Raw genomic sequence first — 14,337 nt, 5'->3', positions numbered from 1 at the left:
ACGGTGACTTCGATGAGCGGGCAGGCTCGGCGAGGGGGACGCGGTGGAGCTCGGGGTTGATCTGGGGACGTCGAGCACGGTGGCGTTCCTGCGGCGCGACGACGGCGCGACGGAGCCGGTGCTCTTCGACGGCGCCCCGCTGCTGCCCTCGGCCGTCTTCGCCGACGAGTCCGGTCAGCTGCTCGTCGGCCGCGACGCGGTCCACTCCGCCCGCGCGCGGCCCGAACGGTTCGAGGGCAGCCCGAAGAGCCGCATCGACGAGGGCGCAGTCTTCCTCGGCGCCGAGGTGCCGGTCGAGGCCCTGCTGGGGGCGCTGCTGCACCGGGCCGCGGCCGAGGCCCGCCGGATCGGCGGGGTACCGGTCGCCGGCGTTACCATCTGCCACCCCGCGTCCTGGGGCCCGAACCGCCGGTCGGTGCTGCAGCGCGCCGCGGCCGCGACCGGCCTCGACCGGGTGCGCCTGGTGCCCGAGCCGGTCGCCGCGGCCGCGTTCCACCTGCGCCGGCACGCCACCGGCCCGGCCGACCTGCTCGTCTACGACCTCGGCGCGGGCACGTTCGACGTGGCCGTGGTGCGGCACACGCCGGGCGCCGCCCTGGAGGTACTCAGCAGCGGCGGCCTCGACGACACCGGCGGCCAGGACGTCGACGCGGCGATCGTCGGCCTGCTGCGCGAGCGGTGCGGCCGGCCCGAGCTGTGGGCCCGCCTGGACAATCCGGTCACGGTCGCCGACCGGGCCGCGCGCCGGCAGCTCTGGGACGACGTACGCAGCGCGAAGGAGATGCTCTCCCGGGTCGCGACGACGACGCTGTTCCTGCCGCTGCTGGAGACCGACCAGATCGTGACCCGGGCCGAGGTCGAGCGGCTGGCCGCGCCGCTGATCCAGCGCACCCTCGACGCCGTGGCCGTGACCCTCGCGAACAGCCCGGTCCCGCTGCGTCCCCTGGGCGGCGTCGTCCTGGTCGGCGGCGCGAGCCGGATGCCGCTGGTGGCGACGATGCTGCACCGGGCGCTGAACATCCCGCCGACGACCATCGACCAGCCGGAGCTCGTGGTGGCGGCGGGGAGCATCGACCCTCTGCTGATCGGCGGCCCGGCACTGGCGGTGCCCCAGCCCTTCGCCCAGCCCTTCGCCCAGCCCCTCGCCCAGCCGCAGCCGCAGGTGTTCGCCCAGCCGCAGCCCGTGTCACCGCAGCCCGTGCCGCCGCAGCAGCCGCCCGTACCCCCGCAGCCTTTCGCTCACCCGCAGGCCACCCCCGCCTGGCAACCGGCCGCACCGCCCCACCAGGCCTGGCAACCGCCCGCGCCGGCCGGACCACCCGCCGTGATCACCATCGTCGAGCTCATCAGCGTCAGCACGCCCGCCTACACCGGCGTCACCCTGCGCGGCCAGCTCCACGCCGGCTTCGGCGTGATGGAGCACATCTTCCCGGCCACCGCCGACGGCGGCCTGCTGCTGTTCTCCGACGCCAACGCCCTGGCCCGGCACGCCGTCGCCCACGCCGCCGAGGACTCCCTGCTGGCCACCCCGGCCTGGCGCGTGCGCAACGACGGCGCCGACGAGCTGCGCTTCGACCTCGACCTGCTGCCCGAGCACCTCGCCGCCCCGCCGGAGACGTGGCTGCCCGGCTTCGTGTGCCGGTGCCGCGACCTCGCCGCCCAGCTGGCGATCTTCCTCGACCTGCCGGACGCCGACGACCTCGTGGGCGAGCACTCCGTCATCGACCGGGCCGACGACATCCTGCGCCGGGTGCGCAACGACCCCTCGGCCCGCGCGGTACGCCGCAAGCTGGCCCGCCTCGACCACGCCCAGCTGCTCGAGGACTGGGCCGAGCTCATCGACCGCATCGACCGGTCCATCGTGCAGCCGGGCTGATCCCGGCGGCGGCCTCAGCGCTCGACGGCCAGCTCGCCCAGCTCCGACCACCCGTCCTGCTCGACCGTGGTGCTCACGATGCGGGGGGTCTCCAGGAGGTACTGCGGGAGCGTCCGCTGGGCCTCCTTGAAGTGCGCCGAGCTCACGTGGGCGCCCCCGGCGTCGCCGTCGCGGAACGCCTCGACCAGCACGTACTCGTTCGGATCGTCCAGGCTGCGGGACCAGTCGAACCACAGGCAGCCCGGCTCGGCCCGGGTCGCGGCCGTGAACGCCCCGGCGATGTCGGGCCAGCGCTCGGCGTGCTCGGGCCGGATACGGAACTTGGCGGTGATGAAGATCATCAGTACTCCCTTCCTGACCTGGATTCTGCCGCGTCATGGGGGCTGAGGGGTGGGGAAGCATGCCAGAATGGGCGCATTGCCGGTGTGGGAGGACGATCGATGGACGAGGCGCTCGCCCGCAGCGGGATCATGCAGGGCATCGACGCGGACGCGGCGGAAGAGCTCGCGCGCGGCCTCGACTACGTCGACGTACGCCGCGGCGACGTGCTGTTCAACGAGGGTGAGCCGGGCGACAGCCTGTACATCGTGCTGTCCGGCAAGATCAAGCTCGGCCGCCGCGCCCACGACGGCCGGCAGAACCTGCTCGCCATCATGGGCCCCGGCGACATGGTCGGCGAGCTGGCACTGTTCGACCCGGGCCCGCGCACGGCGACCGCGACGGCCGTGGTCGACTCGCGGGCCGCGCGGCTGACGAAGGCCTCGCTGCGCTCCTGGCTGGTGCGCCGCCCGGAGATCGCCGAGCAGCTGCTGCGGGTGCTCGCCCGCCGGCTGCGGCGCACCAACGACGCGCTGGCCGACCTCATCTTCACCGACGTACCCGGCCGGGTCGCCAAGAAGCTGCTCCAGCTCGCGGGCCCGTTCGGCATCCGCGACGGCGGGGTACTGCGGGTGACGCACGACCTCACCCAGGAGGAGCTCGCCCAGCTCGTCGGCGCCTCCCGCGAGACGGTGAACAAGGCGCTGGCCGACTTCAGCTCCCGGGGCTGGATCCGCCTCGAAGGCAAGAGCGTGGTGATCGCCGACCCGGAGCGCCTGGCCCGCCGCGCCCGGGTCTGAGGCGCACGGCCGGGCATCGGCCGTCCCGCTGCGATTCCGGCGTTGCGAGGTGTAGGTCGACCTCGCTGGCGTCGGGGTTTTCCGGCGCCGCGCTGCCACCTTCGCAACGAGCCCGGAATGCATGGCGTGGCCGCGTGAACCCGGCGATCGTGCCGCTCGAGCCGGAGGGCCGCACGCTGCCGGCCTGACATATCCGGCATCAGGGCGCGCTGGCGTAGATCTTGAGGGGGCGTGGGTGGAGCGAAGCTCCCCCACCGTGAGCGTAGCGAGCTGGAAATACAGCTAACGCCGGCGCTTGTGGCGGGCTCTTAGGGCCAGGGGAGCGTCGTCCAGGATGACGATGCACTTGTTCTCCAGGCGCACCCAGCCGCGCGAGGCGTACTGCGCCAGCACCTTGTTCACCGACTCCCGCGACGCCCCCACGAACTGGGCCAGCTCCGTCTGGGTGAGATCGTGCACGACCCGCGTCGCGCCGTCCTCGGCCACGCCGAACTGGTGTGCGAGCTGGATCAGCTGACCGGCGACCCGGCCCGGCACGTCGCTGAAGAGGCGGTCGTGCACGGTGGCCCGGTTGCCGCGGATGCGCCGGGCGACCGCGCGCAGGAGCTGCTCGGCGACCTCGGGGTGCTGGGCCATCCAGCGGTACAGCGCCGTCTTCGACAACCGCGCCAGCCGGGCGTCGGCCACCGCCGTCGCCGTCGCGGTGCGCGGGCCGCCGTCGAGCAGCTCGACCTCGCCGAACGGCTCGCCCGGGCCGATCAGAGCGAGGAGCCCCTCGCGGCCGTCGGAGGAGCGGCGGGACAGCTTCACCTTGCCCGACAGCAGCACATACAGGCTGTCACCGGCCTCGCCCTCGCGGAACAGCACGGTGCGCCGGCCCGCCGTGACGGTCTCGAACTCGGCGGCCAGCTCGTCGGCGGCCATCGGGTCCAGGGACTCGAACAGGGCAGTGACCAGCGGACGGGGCTCGTGCAAGGTCAGGCTCATAATGTCCTCCCCGGGTGGCGGTACCGAGTACCGTTCAGACGGTACGGCATTCCACCATGGCGGGGCAACAGCTGCTCAGGAGGTACGCGAGGATGGCACGGTGACCGGAACCCCCGTGAAGCAGCGGCTCGTGGACGCGGCGCTCGACCTGTACGACGAGCGCGGCTACGAACAGACCACCGCCGACGACATCGCCGACCGGGCCGGCGTCGGGCGCACCACGCTGTTCCGGCACTACCGGTCCAAGGAGGACGTGATCTTCCCGGACCACGACCGGCTCATCGCCGCGGTCCGGGAGCGGCTGGCCACGTCCAGCGCCGACACGGCGATCCTGGCGGTGACCGAGGCGGTGCGGCTGGTGCTGCTCAGCTACGTCGAGGAGAGCGACCGGGCCCGGCGCCGCTACGCGATCACCAGCCGCGTGGCCGCCCTGCGCGACCGGGAGATCGCGAGCGTGGCGCGGTACCAGCGGCTGTTCCGCGAGTTCATCGCCGGCTGGATGGGCCCGGCGCCGGCCGACGCGCTGCGCGCCGAGCTCATGGCCGCGGCCGTCGTCTCCGCCCACAACCACGTGCTGCGGCGCTGGCTGCGCCGGGAGGCGGCCGACCCGGCGGCCGAGCTCGACGCCGCCATGGCGCGCGTGGTCCAGCTCTTCGCGGGCGAGACCGGGGGCGGGTCGATGGTGCTCGTCCTGCGCGACACCAGGGACCCCGAGCAGGTCGCGACGGCCGTCCGCCAAGCCCTGAAACGATAAGAATATATATCTGCGAACACGCCGCGGAAACAGGCCGTTCCTAGCGTGGGTCCATGGCCGACACGCTGGAAACCCCTCAGCATCAGGATCTCGTCGAGGCCGCCGGCATGCCCGTCGGCAGCGGGGAGGTCAGGCCCGGGTACGACCCGCGGCTCACCAACGAGGACCTCGCACCCCTGCGCAAGCAGACGTGGGGCGCCTACAACATCTTCGCGTTCTGGATGTCCGATGTGCACAGCGTCGGCGGCTACGTCACCGCCGGCTCCCTCTTCGCCCTGGGCCTGTCCAGCTGGCAGGTGCTGGTGGCGCTCGTCGCCGGCATCGGCATCGTGTACTTCTTCTGCAACCTCGTCGCGAAGCCGAGCCAGGCCACCGGCGTGCCGTATCCGGTGATCAACCGCGTGGCGTTCGGCGTGCTGGGGGCCAACGTGCCCGCCATCATCCGCGGCTCGATCGCCGTGGCGTGGTACGGCATCCAGACCTATCTCGCCTCCGCCGCGCTCGACGTGGTCGTGCTCAAGCTGTGGCCCGGCCTGGCCTCGTACGCCGACGTCGGCAAGTGGGGCTTCCTGGGCCTGCCGCTGCTGGGCTGGTGCTCCTACGCGCTGCTGTGGGTGCTGCAGGCCGCGGTCTTCTGGACCGGCATGGAGACGATCCGCCGGTTCATCGACTTCTGCGGACCGGCCGTGTACGTCGTGATGGCCGTGCTCGCCGGCTACCTCATCTACCAGGCCGGCTGGGGCGCCATCGACCTGAGCCTGGGCGAGGTGAAGTACCACGGCCTGGACGCCGTGCCCGTGATGCTCGGCGCGATCGCGCTCGTGGTGTCGTACTTCTCCGGCCCGATGCTGAACTTCGGCGACTTCTCGCGCTACGGCCGGTCGTTCGGGTCGGTCCGCACCGGCAACCTCCTCGGCCTGCCGGTGAACTTCCTCGCCTTCTCCATTCTCGTCGTGGTGACCTCGTCGCTGACGATCCCCATCTTCGGCGAGCTCATCACCGACCCGGTGCAGACCGTGGCGCGGATCGACTCGACGTTCGCGATCGTCCTCGGCGCCCTCACGTTCACGATCGCCACCATCGGCATCAACATCGTGGCGAACTTCATCTCGCCCGCGTTCGACTTCTCCAACGTCAGCCCGCAGCGCATCAGCTGGCGCGCCGGCGGCATGATCGCCGCGGTCGGCTCGGTGCTCATCACGCCGTGGAACCTGTACAACAACCCGGACGTCATCCACTACACGCTGGAGATCCTCGGCGCGGCGATCGGGCCGCTGTTCGGGGTCCTCATCGCCGACTACTACCTGGTGCGCAAGCAGAAGGTCGACGTCGACGCGATGTTCACCATGCGCGAGGACGGCAAGTACTGGTACCGCAAGGGCTACAACCCGCCGGCCCTCATCGCCACCGCGGTCGGTGCCGTGGTCGCGGTCGTGCCGGTGCTGTGGAGCGACGGCCCGGGGATGTCCACGACGGCGCAGTACAGCTGGTTCATCGGTATGGCGCTGGGCCTGCTCGGCTACCTGGGACTGTCCAAAAGGGCCGCCTGACATGCGCATCCGCGTCGTCAACCCGAACACCACCGCGGCGATGACCGCGCTGATCGGGGCGAGCGCCCGGGCCGTGGCCGGCCCGGGCGTGCTCGTCGAGGCGGTCACCTCCCCGATGGGGCCGGTCTCCATCGAGAGCCACTACGACGAGGCGCTCAGCGTGCCGGGCCTGCTCGCCGCGATCGCCGACGGGGAGGCGTCCGATGTGGACGGGTACGTCGTCGCCTGCTTCGGCGACCCGGGCCTGGACGCCGCCCGCGAGCTGGCCCGCGGCCCCGTCGTCGGCATCGCCGAGGCCGCCATGCACGCCGCGGCCCTGCTCGGCCGCGGCTTCAGCATCGTCACCACGCTGGATCGCACGCGGGGCCGGGCGTGGGAGCTCGCGCACCGGTACACCGCACCCGGCGTCTGCCGCGGCGTGCACGCGTGCGACATCCCGGTGCTCGAGCTCGAGGCCGACCCGCACCTGACCGACCGGGTCGCGGCCCTGGCCGGCCGGGCGCTGGAGGAGGACGGAGCCGACGTCATCGTGCTCGGCTGCGCCGGCCTGGCCGGCCTGTGCGAGGAGGTGTCGGCCCGCCTGGGGGTGCCGGTGGTCGACGGCGTGTCGGCGGCCACGGTGCTCGTCCAGTCGCTGGTCACCCTCGGCCTGCGCACGTCGGTGCGCGCCGAGTACGCCCCGCCGCGGCCCAAGCCGTACACCGGGGCGCTCGCCGGCTTCGGGATGACCATTCAGAGCGGGTCGGCGAACAGGCCGGTGTCGCGGGGCAGCAGCGCGATGTAGGACTGCAGCCGCCCGTGGTGCACCGCGCAGGTGGCGATGAGCGCGTCGGCGTCGCGGGCGGTGAACGCTCCGAGCATCGCGGCGTGGTCGCGGTGCAGCAGCTCGCGGTCGGCCGGGCCGAGATGCGTCATGGGCTGCAGCGGCTCGGTCATGTTCCAGGCGGTGCCGAGCATGTGCAGCAGCCGGCCCATCCGGCACGGGCGGATGAGGGCCAGGTGGAAACGGCGGCTCTCGCGGTGGTACGCCCGCCCGTCCCCGGCCCGCACCGCCGCCTCGAGCGCGGCGTGCGCCGCGGCCGCCCGCTCGTCGTCGTCGGCGCGCGCCTGCCCGACCGCCACGCGCAGCGCGGCCGTCTCGAGGGCCTCGCGCACGAGGTAGATCTCGCCGAACTCCTCCGCGGTAAGTTTCGCGACGCGGTAGCCCAGATGCGGCCGGTGGTCGACCAGCCCCTCGCCGATGAGCGTCATGAGCGCCTCGCGCACCGGGATCCGGGACACCCCGAACGCGGCCGCCACCGCGTCGACCGGGATCGCCGAGCCCGGCGGCACCTCGCCGTCGAGGATGCAGGCGCGCAGGTCGTCGAGGATCGCGCCCTGGGAGCGGTCGGTGCGCCGCCCGGCGAGGAGCGCGACCAGCACCGACCGGCGGCGGGGTCCGGGCATGGCTCACCTCCCGCGGCGAGCGTAGACGCGCCCCGTTATCGGCATATTTCCGAGCCGTTCACGGTCGCGGCTGGGAACGCTCCCATTGACGCCTGCGCATTCATCGACCAGGCTGCCGGCCATGACCACCGCGCTCCTCGTCGCCGTCGTGCTCCTCGCCGCGCTCACCGTGCTCAACCTCGTCCTCGTGCTCGGCGTGGTGCGCCGGCTGCGCACCTTCGAGCACCGCGCCGGCGGTCCGGGCGAGGGACCGCCGGCCCTGACCGCGCCGGTCGGCGAGCGCGTCGGCGACTTCACCGCGTCCACAGTGGACGACCGCGGGCTGTCCCGCGCCGCACTGGCGGGGACCACGCTCTTCGGGTTCTTCTCACCGAACTGTCCGGCCTGCCACGAGCGGCTGGGCGACTTCCGGATCGCGGCGGCGCGCCACTCCGGCGACGCGTACGCGGTCGTGGTCCGCGACGGCGGCGCGCTGGAGCCGGTGCTGGCCGGCCTCGCGGACACGCCGGTGGTCCTCGAGGAGCCGGACGGCCCGGTCGCGCGCGCCTTCGGCGTGAGCGGGTTCCCCGCGTTCGTACTCGTGCGCGAGGGCGGGGTCATCGAGTCGACGGGCCTGCAGGTCCCCGTCCCGGCGTGAGACGCGGACCGGCCCGGCTCTCCAGGGAAGGTTGGAGGGCCGGGCCGGTCTTTCTTCGGGGGTACGGAGTTACGACGGCTCCCCGGACGGCACGGCCAGCGGCGTGCTGAGCGCGGCCGGGACGCCGAAGTTGGGCGTGCCGTCGGCGTTCCAGGTGATCTTCTGGGCCCGCGTGCTGCGATTCATGTCGCAACCGCCGGCCGAGCTGGTCACGGCGTGGTACACGATCCAGTCCTCGGTGCCGTCGGGCGACTTGAAGAACCCGTTGTGCCCGGGCCCGTAGACGCCGTTGGCGTTGGAGCGCTGGAACACCGGCGTCGAGGTCTTCACCCACGACGAGGAGCTGAGCGGGTCACCGCCGTTCCAGGTGAGCAGGCCCAGCTTGTAGTCGGGGGTGGAGCAGTGGCTGGCGGAGAAGGCGATGAACGTCTTGCCGCCGTGCTGGATGACCTCCGGCGCCTCGTTCACCGCGCCGCCGACCGTCTCCCAGCTGTACGTCGGCGTGGCCAGCAGCCGCCGGGTGCCGCTGGCGGTCCAGGGGTTCGACAGCGGGCGGATGAACATGGGCTGCGAGCCGGTGTAGTACGTGCCCAGCAGGTACAGCTGCCCGTTGAGCTGGAGGATCGTCGGGTCCAGCTCCCAGGTGTTGTCCTGGGTCGGGTCGAGCATGTCGGCCTTGAACGTGTACGGGCCCATCGGGTCCAGCCCGGCGCTCTCCAGCACGTGGATGCGCTGCGTGCCCAGGTTGTACGGCTCGACGCCGGCCACGTAGTACAGGTACCACCGCTGCCCGTTCGGGCCGTTGAGCAGATGGAACTCGGGGGCCCACATGGTGCCGGCGCCGTTGGAGCGCGTCAGGTTGAAGATGACGGTCTCCGGCGCGGAGGCCAGGCCACCCAGCGTCGCCGACTTGCGCATGGTGATGGTGCGGTTCCAGGTCGTCGCCGCGAGGTAGTAGTAGCCGTTGTAGTACTGCAGCCACGGGTCCGGGCCCTGCGGGTCGAGCGGGTTCATGAAGGTGTTGCCGCCGCCGGTGCCCGGGTTGTACCCGGCCAGCCGCCACACCCGCGTCGTGGCGGTCGTGCACGGCAGCTGCACCAGCTTCGCGTTCGCCGCGGTGCTGTCCCCGGACGGGGCGACGCACTTGCCGGACTGGACGCCGACGAGGTTGAACGTGTTGGTGGTGCCCGGGACGGTGACCGCCTGGAGCCGGAAGCGCTGGTTGTTCTGGCCGTTGCAGGGGTACTGGATCACGGCCGCGTTGTCGGCCGTGGACTGCCCGGTGATGTCGACGCACGAGCCGGACGTCAGGGTTCCGACGGTGTACGTGTTCGCGACGCCGGACACGGGGGTGAACATGTAGTTCTGGCGCGTCGAGCCGTTGCAGGCGGCGTCCTGCAGCTGCAGGGCGGCGGTCGTCGCGCCGCCGGGCACCTCGGCGCAGTTGCCGCCGGCCTGCAGGGCGATGGTGCTGGAGAACGTCACCGGGGCGGCGGACGCCGGTGAGCTTTCGAGGGCCACGAGCGGCAGCAGTACAGCCGCAAGGAGCGCGGCGGCGGCCCGTGGCGGACGGGCAAATCTGGTCATCTCTCACGTCCTCGGATGGGAACCGAAAACCCTTTCGGAGATGGTCGCTTGCCCGACTCGCGCAGGTCAATGTTGTGACAAATTGTTAAGAGGGCCGAAAACTTTTCGGCCCTCTTGATGGGCCTGCGTCAGCTGGCGGTGCAGGTGAGCGCCGGCACCGAGTTGGTGCCGTTGTACGAGCCGAGGAAGCCGAACGAGGTGTTCTGGCCGGCCCCGACGGTGCCGTTGTAGCCCACGTTCGTCGCGGTCACGTTCGCGCCGCTACTGGTGATGCTGGCGCTCCAGAAGGACGTGACGGCCTGGCCGCCGGCGTAGGTCCACTTCACGGTCCAGCCCGAGATGGCCTCGCCGCCGGCGGTGACCGTCACCTGGCCCTGGAAGCCGCCCGGCCACTGCCCGACGATGCTGTACACCGCGGTGCACGCCTTGGTCCCGCCCGGCGACGGGCTGGTGGAGACGCTGCGCGACGGGCTGGGCGAGGTGGAGCTGCGCGACGGCGACGGGCTGACCGACGTGCGCGACGGCGACGGGCTGACCGACGTGCGCGACGGCGACGGGCTGACCGACGTGCGCGACGGCGACGGGCTCGTCACCCCGCTGTAGATGCTCGCTTCCTTGGCGGTGGCCTTGATGCCGTGCGCGCCGTTGAAGATGCGCTGGCCCCACGTGGTGAGCTGGTTCGGGTTGAAGTTCGTCGCCATGTCGAGGATCGGGTCGGTGTTGCCGCTCCACGACCAGCCGATGTACCCCAGCCCGCGGGCGTCGGCCTGGGCCAGCAGCGTCTCGTGGTCGACCTCGCCGGACTGGAACTGCCAGCCGAACTCACCGATCACCAGCGGCCAGTTGTTGTTCTGGAACCGGTCGAGGTAGTCGATGATGGTCTGCGCGTTGGCGTACACGGCGTACATGTGGATCGAGAGCACGGTGTTCTTCTGCGTGTCCGCGTCGAGCACCGTCTGCGCGTTGTCGCGCATCACGTTCTGCCAGTCCTGGCCCCAGTTCGGCGCGTCGACCATCAGCAGGTGCTGGAAGCCGTTGCTGCGCATCTTCTGGATCGCGGCGACGGTGGCGGCCGTCCACTGCTGCGGGTTGTTGTTGCCGATCGGCTCGTTGCCGATGTTGATGGAGATGTAGCTCTCCTGGCCGACGAGCACGCTCTTCTGGCTGATCCAGTAGTTCACGGCCTCGTCGAGCGTGGCGGCGGCGCCGTCCTCGCCGTAGCCGGTGGTGTCGTGCACCTCCAGCACGCAGATGAGCTTGTTCGCCTTGCACAGCGAGATGACGTTCGCGACGTCGTTGGACGGCCCCCAGCGCTTGCCGGAGCCGAGCACCACCCGCACCGTGTTGGCCCCGAGCGCCTTGACGTCCGCGAACGCCTGCGTGTTGCCCGTGTACCACACGTGCGGATGGTTGACCCCGCGCATGATGAACTGCTGGCCGTTGGCCTCCACGATGTTGCGCCCGCTGACGTGGAGACCGACGGCGGCGGACGCCTCCTGGGCGTACACCACGAACGACGCGGCCACCACGGCCAGCGCGGCGCCGAAGATCGTGAGTCTTCTCTTCATGACGTACTTCAGTACGCCCCGCGTTTTCGAAACTCAATCGAAGCGCTTCGAACTGTCGGCGGACCAGCACCCGGCGGCCCGGCGGCGGTGAAAGATACAGGCGCTGGGTATGTGCACGTCATGGCCTCATACACGGTGAACCCGGCGGCGGTCGAGCGGGCCCGGGCGCTGATCGACGCGCGGCAGTACGTGCTGGACAGCGACTGGGGCGCGGTCGCGCCGCACGCCGACGCGGCCAACAAATACCTCGAGCGGCACTCCTGGGCCGAGTACGGCGCGTGGCACCTCGGCCTCACCGAGGGCCCCGGCGACGAGACCAAGGCACGGTATGCGTTCGTCTACGGCGACTTCCGCCGCGTGCACCGCACCGGCCTCATCGCCTGCGTCTACCGGGCCGCCGAATGGCGCCACAAGGACGTCGAGCTCGCGGCCCACGACCTGCTGCAGCGCCTCGACAAGCTCGCCCTGTAAGAGGCTGCAGCGCCGTTACAGCGGAACTCCAGCGGCCCGCGTGAACGTGTTCGCGTTCTCGGAAACGGACCGCCGGAAGGGGTTCCACCATGGGTACGACGTCCCGCCACCACCATCGTCACCGGCTGGAGCCCAGGTCCCGCTCGATCACCAGCCGCACCAGCCCGGGCATCCGGTACCCGAGCCCGTGGTGCTCGAGCAGGCGGGCATCGGCCAGCCGGTCGGCGACGCGCTCGGCGTCGCCGACCGGCTGCCGCAGCAGCCCCGCGATCCGGTCCCGGGTCAGCTCGGCGAGCTGCCCGGCGCCGGCCCCGGCCAGCTGGGCCGAGACCGCCAGCTGGGCCAGCGTCGCCCGGTCGTCCGGGTCGAGGCGCACCAGGCTGCCCTCGATGCGCTCGCGCACGTCGAGGTCGCCGGCGGCCAACTGCTCCAGGCGGTCGTCCGGGTCCGCCAGGCGCGCCGCGAACGCGGCCAGGTCCAGGCCCGGCCGGGCCACCAGGCGCGCCGCCGCGGCCCGCACCGCGAGGGGCAGCCCCTCGCAGGCCGCAGCGATGTCGTCCGCGGCGCCGGCCTCGGCCGCGACCCGCGCCGCGCCGACGGCGAGGGCCAGCAGCTCCACCGCCTGCGCCGGGGGCAGCGGCGCGAGCGACAGCCGCAGGTCGGCATCGAGGTCGGCGAGGGTCCGCCGGCAGGTCACGACGACGGCGCACCCCGGGTGTGCGGCGAGGAAGGGACGGACATGGGCGGCCAGCCACACATCGTCGAGCAGCAGCAGGATCCGGCGCTCGGTGAGGGTCGAGCGCAGCAGCGCGGCCCGCTCGTCCGTCGACGGCGGCAGGGCGGTGCCGGGGCCGCCGAGCGAGCGCAGCAGCATCGCGAGCGCGCCGTCGACCGAGGTCGGCCGCGGCCGGGTCGCGTGGAAGGGCACGAACAGCTGGCCGTCGGGGAAGCGGTCGCGGACCCGGTGGGCGGCGGCCAGCGCCAGCGCGGTCTTGCCGACCCCGGCCGGCCCGTCGACCGTCACCAGCGTCGGCCGGTAGCCCTCGGCCGCCGCGGCCAGGGCGTCGCCCAGCGCCCGCTCGGCGGCGTCGCGGCCGACGAGCCGAGCCGGCGGGGGCGGCAGCTGGTACGGCAGGCCGGGCGCCGGCTCCGCCCGCGGGGCCGGGTCGGGGCCACGGGTCCGCGCGGCCCCGACGTCGACCGGCGGGCCATCGGCGGCTGGGGCGCCGTCGCCGTCGAGGATCGCCTTGTGGGCCCGGCGCAGCCCGATGCCGGGCTCCACCCCGAGCTCCTCGCGCAGCACCGCGTAGCCCTGCTGGTACACGCGCAGCGCGTCGGCCTGCCGGCCCAGCCGGTACAGCACCAGCATGAGCAGCGCCCGCATGTCCTCGCGCAGCGGGTACTCGGCGACGAACGCGGTCAGCTCCGGCACCATCCAGGCCGGGTCGCCGAGGTGGCTCGCCGACTCGAAGCGCCGCTCGGTCGCCAGCAGCCGCAGCTCCTCCAGCCGGGCCGCGGCCGCGCGGAACAGCGGCGAGTCCAGCCCGGCCAGGGCCGGGCCGCGCCAGTGCGCCAGGGCGTCGCCCAGCAGCCGCGTCGCGCGCTCGTGGTCGCCGCCGGTCGCGGCCCGCTCCGCCTCCGCGGCCAGCCGCTCGAACCGGTGCAGGTCCAGCGCGCCGCGCTCGACCCGCATCAGGTACCCGGGCGGCCGGGTGACGATGCACGCGGCGGCCGGGCGCCCGATCGAGCGGCGCAGCGTCGACACGTAGGTCTGCACCAGGTCGGGAGCGGTGTTCGGCGGCTCGTCGCCCCAGATCGCGTCGACCAGCCGGGCCGTCGACACCACCGCGTTGGCCTGCAGCAACGTCGCGCCGAGGAGGGCCTGCTGCTTCGCCGAGTTGACCGCGACGCGCCGCTCGCCGGCCCGGACCTCGACCGGGCCGAGTATGCCGAAGGTGAGCAGCGGTGTACTCTTCTCGTTCACGCCGAACCCCCTGTTGAGGCCGCTCTCTGCGCAGGTCGCACGCGGAGCGTCGCGGAACCGGGTTGTAAATCCGTTAAAGCGCTGTTGCCACCCCGGCCGCCGTCGATATCCACTTGTGCCGAACTCTCCCGCCGGGTCGTATGATCCGAGACGGCCGACCCTTGCCGGCCGTGACCTATTGGGGGGCTACATGCGAAGGTTGCTGCTCGCATTAGTGGCGGCCGGGGCCGTCGTGCTCGGCGCGGCCACGACGGCGCACGCGATCGTGGTGCCGCCGAAGTGCTACACCAACGCCGGCGAGATCAGCTGTCTGACGCCGCCGACCCCGCCGACCCCGACCCCGACCCGGACGCCCTGAC

14 protein-coding genes are annotated in these 14,337 nt (G+C 72.5%); 8 read left to right on the top strand and 6 right to left on the bottom strand.

All coding sequences use genetic code 11. From position 1 onward, the window contains the following. Positions 1–43 precede the first annotated feature (43 nt). Complete coding sequence (locus ACPPVO_RS45200) at positions 44–1,876, top strand: Hsp70 family protein (protein WP_426504801.1); 1,833 nt, start codon at positions 44–46, stop codon at positions 1,874–1,876. A gap of 14 nt (positions 1,877–1,890) precedes the next feature. Here the strand turns inward: ACPPVO_RS45200 and ACPPVO_RS45195 are convergent, their stop codons facing one another. Beyond that, positions 1,891–2,217 carry a putative quinol monooxygenase gene (locus ACPPVO_RS45195; RefSeq protein ID WP_426504799.1) on the bottom strand — a complete coding sequence of 109 codons (327 nt, stop codon included), beginning with the start codon at positions 2,215–2,217 and terminating at the stop codon, positions 1,891–1,893. A 99-nt stretch (positions 2,218–2,316) separates the two neighbouring features. On the opposite strand from ACPPVO_RS45195, the gene ACPPVO_RS45190 reads away from it, so the two are divergent. Then, positions 2,317–2,994 carry a Crp/Fnr family transcriptional regulator gene (locus ACPPVO_RS45190; RefSeq protein WP_426504798.1) on the top strand — a complete coding sequence of 226 codons (678 nt, stop codon included), beginning with the start codon at positions 2,317–2,319 and terminating at the stop codon, positions 2,992–2,994. A 282-nt stretch (positions 2,995–3,276) separates the two neighbouring features. On the opposite strand, the gene ACPPVO_RS45185 is transcribed toward ACPPVO_RS45190, so the two are convergent. After that, complete coding sequence (locus ACPPVO_RS45185; RefSeq protein WP_426504796.1) at positions 3,277–3,981, bottom strand: Crp/Fnr family transcriptional regulator; 705 nt, start codon at positions 3,979–3,981, stop codon at positions 3,277–3,279. Between the two features lie 100 nt (positions 3,982–4,081). Between ACPPVO_RS45185 and ACPPVO_RS45180 the strand changes: the two genes are divergently transcribed. The 3 genes from ACPPVO_RS45180 to ACPPVO_RS45170 are packed head-to-tail and all read left to right on the top strand — an operon-like array spanning position 4,082 to position 7,069. Further along, the gene (locus ACPPVO_RS45180) at positions 4,082–4,735 is read left to right on the top strand and encodes a TetR/AcrR family transcriptional regulator (protein ID WP_426504794.1); all 654 of its coding nucleotides are present in this window, start codon (positions 4,082–4,084) and stop codon (positions 4,733–4,735) included. 53 nt (positions 4,736–4,788) lie between these two features. Further along, positions 4,789–6,285, top strand: a complete 1,497-nt coding sequence (locus ACPPVO_RS45175; protein ID WP_360380764.1) for an NCS1 family nucleobase:cation symporter-1 — start codon at positions 4,789–4,791, stop codon at positions 6,283–6,285. A gap of 1 nt (position 6,286) precedes the next feature. Then, complete coding sequence (locus tag ACPPVO_RS45170; protein WP_426504792.1) at positions 6,287–7,069, top strand: aspartate/glutamate racemase family protein; 783 nt, start codon at positions 6,287–6,289, stop codon at positions 7,067–7,069. Here the strand turns inward: ACPPVO_RS45170 and ACPPVO_RS45165 are convergent. Further along, positions 7,018–7,731 carry a GntR family transcriptional regulator gene (locus ACPPVO_RS45165; protein WP_426504791.1) on the bottom strand — a complete coding sequence of 238 codons (714 nt, stop codon included), beginning with the start codon at positions 7,729–7,731 and terminating at the stop codon, positions 7,018–7,020. The two genes, ACPPVO_RS45170 and ACPPVO_RS45165, sit on opposite strands and share 52 nt — an antisense overlap. A gap of 121 nt (positions 7,732–7,852) precedes the next feature. On the opposite strand from ACPPVO_RS45165, the gene ACPPVO_RS45160 reads away from it, so the two are divergent. Further along, on the top strand, positions 7,853–8,368 hold the full coding sequence (locus ACPPVO_RS45160; protein ID WP_426504789.1) for a TlpA family protein disulfide reductase: 516 nt from the start codon (positions 7,853–7,855) through the stop codon (positions 8,366–8,368). Positions 8,369–8,437: 69 nt separating this feature from the next. On the opposite strand, the gene ACPPVO_RS45155 is transcribed toward ACPPVO_RS45160, so the two are convergent. Further along, positions 8,438–9,955 (bottom strand): family 43 glycosylhydrolase, encoded by a 1,518-nt coding sequence (locus tag ACPPVO_RS45155; protein WP_426504788.1) that lies wholly within the window; start codon positions 9,953–9,955, stop codon positions 8,438–8,440. Positions 9,956–10,083: 128 nt separating this feature from the next. Continuing rightward, positions 10,084–11,523 carry a cellulase family glycosylhydrolase gene (locus ACPPVO_RS45150; protein WP_426504786.1) on the bottom strand — a complete coding sequence of 480 codons (1,440 nt, stop codon included), beginning with the start codon at positions 11,521–11,523 and terminating at the stop codon, positions 10,084–10,086. A 120-nt stretch (positions 11,524–11,643) separates the two neighbouring features. Between ACPPVO_RS45150 and ACPPVO_RS45145 the strand changes: the two genes are divergently transcribed. After that, entirely contained in the window at positions 11,644–11,994 is a 351-nt protein-coding gene (locus ACPPVO_RS45145; protein WP_426504784.1) for a hypothetical protein, read from the top strand. Between the two features lie 118 nt (positions 11,995–12,112). Here the strand turns inward: ACPPVO_RS45145 and ACPPVO_RS45140 are convergent, their stop codons facing one another. Further along, positions 12,113–13,978 (bottom strand): BTAD domain-containing putative transcriptional regulator, encoded by a 1,866-nt coding sequence (locus tag ACPPVO_RS45140; protein WP_426504783.1) that lies wholly within the window; start codon positions 13,976–13,978, stop codon positions 12,113–12,115. Positions 13,979–14,177: 199 nt separating this feature from the next. On the opposite strand from ACPPVO_RS45140, the gene ACPPVO_RS45135 reads away from it, so the two are divergent. Next, positions 14,178–14,336: a hypothetical protein gene (locus tag ACPPVO_RS45135; RefSeq protein WP_426504782.1), complete on the top strand. Its 159-nt coding sequence runs from the start codon at positions 14,178–14,180 to the stop codon at positions 14,334–14,336. Position 14,337 lies beyond the last annotated feature (1 nt).

This window comes from Dactylosporangium sp. McL0621, from assembly GCF_049995355.1.
Taxonomy (GTDB): Bacteria; Actinomycetota; Actinomycetes; order Mycobacteriales; family Micromonosporaceae; genus Dactylosporangium.
This window is presented reverse-complemented; position numbering and strand designations above follow the sequence as displayed.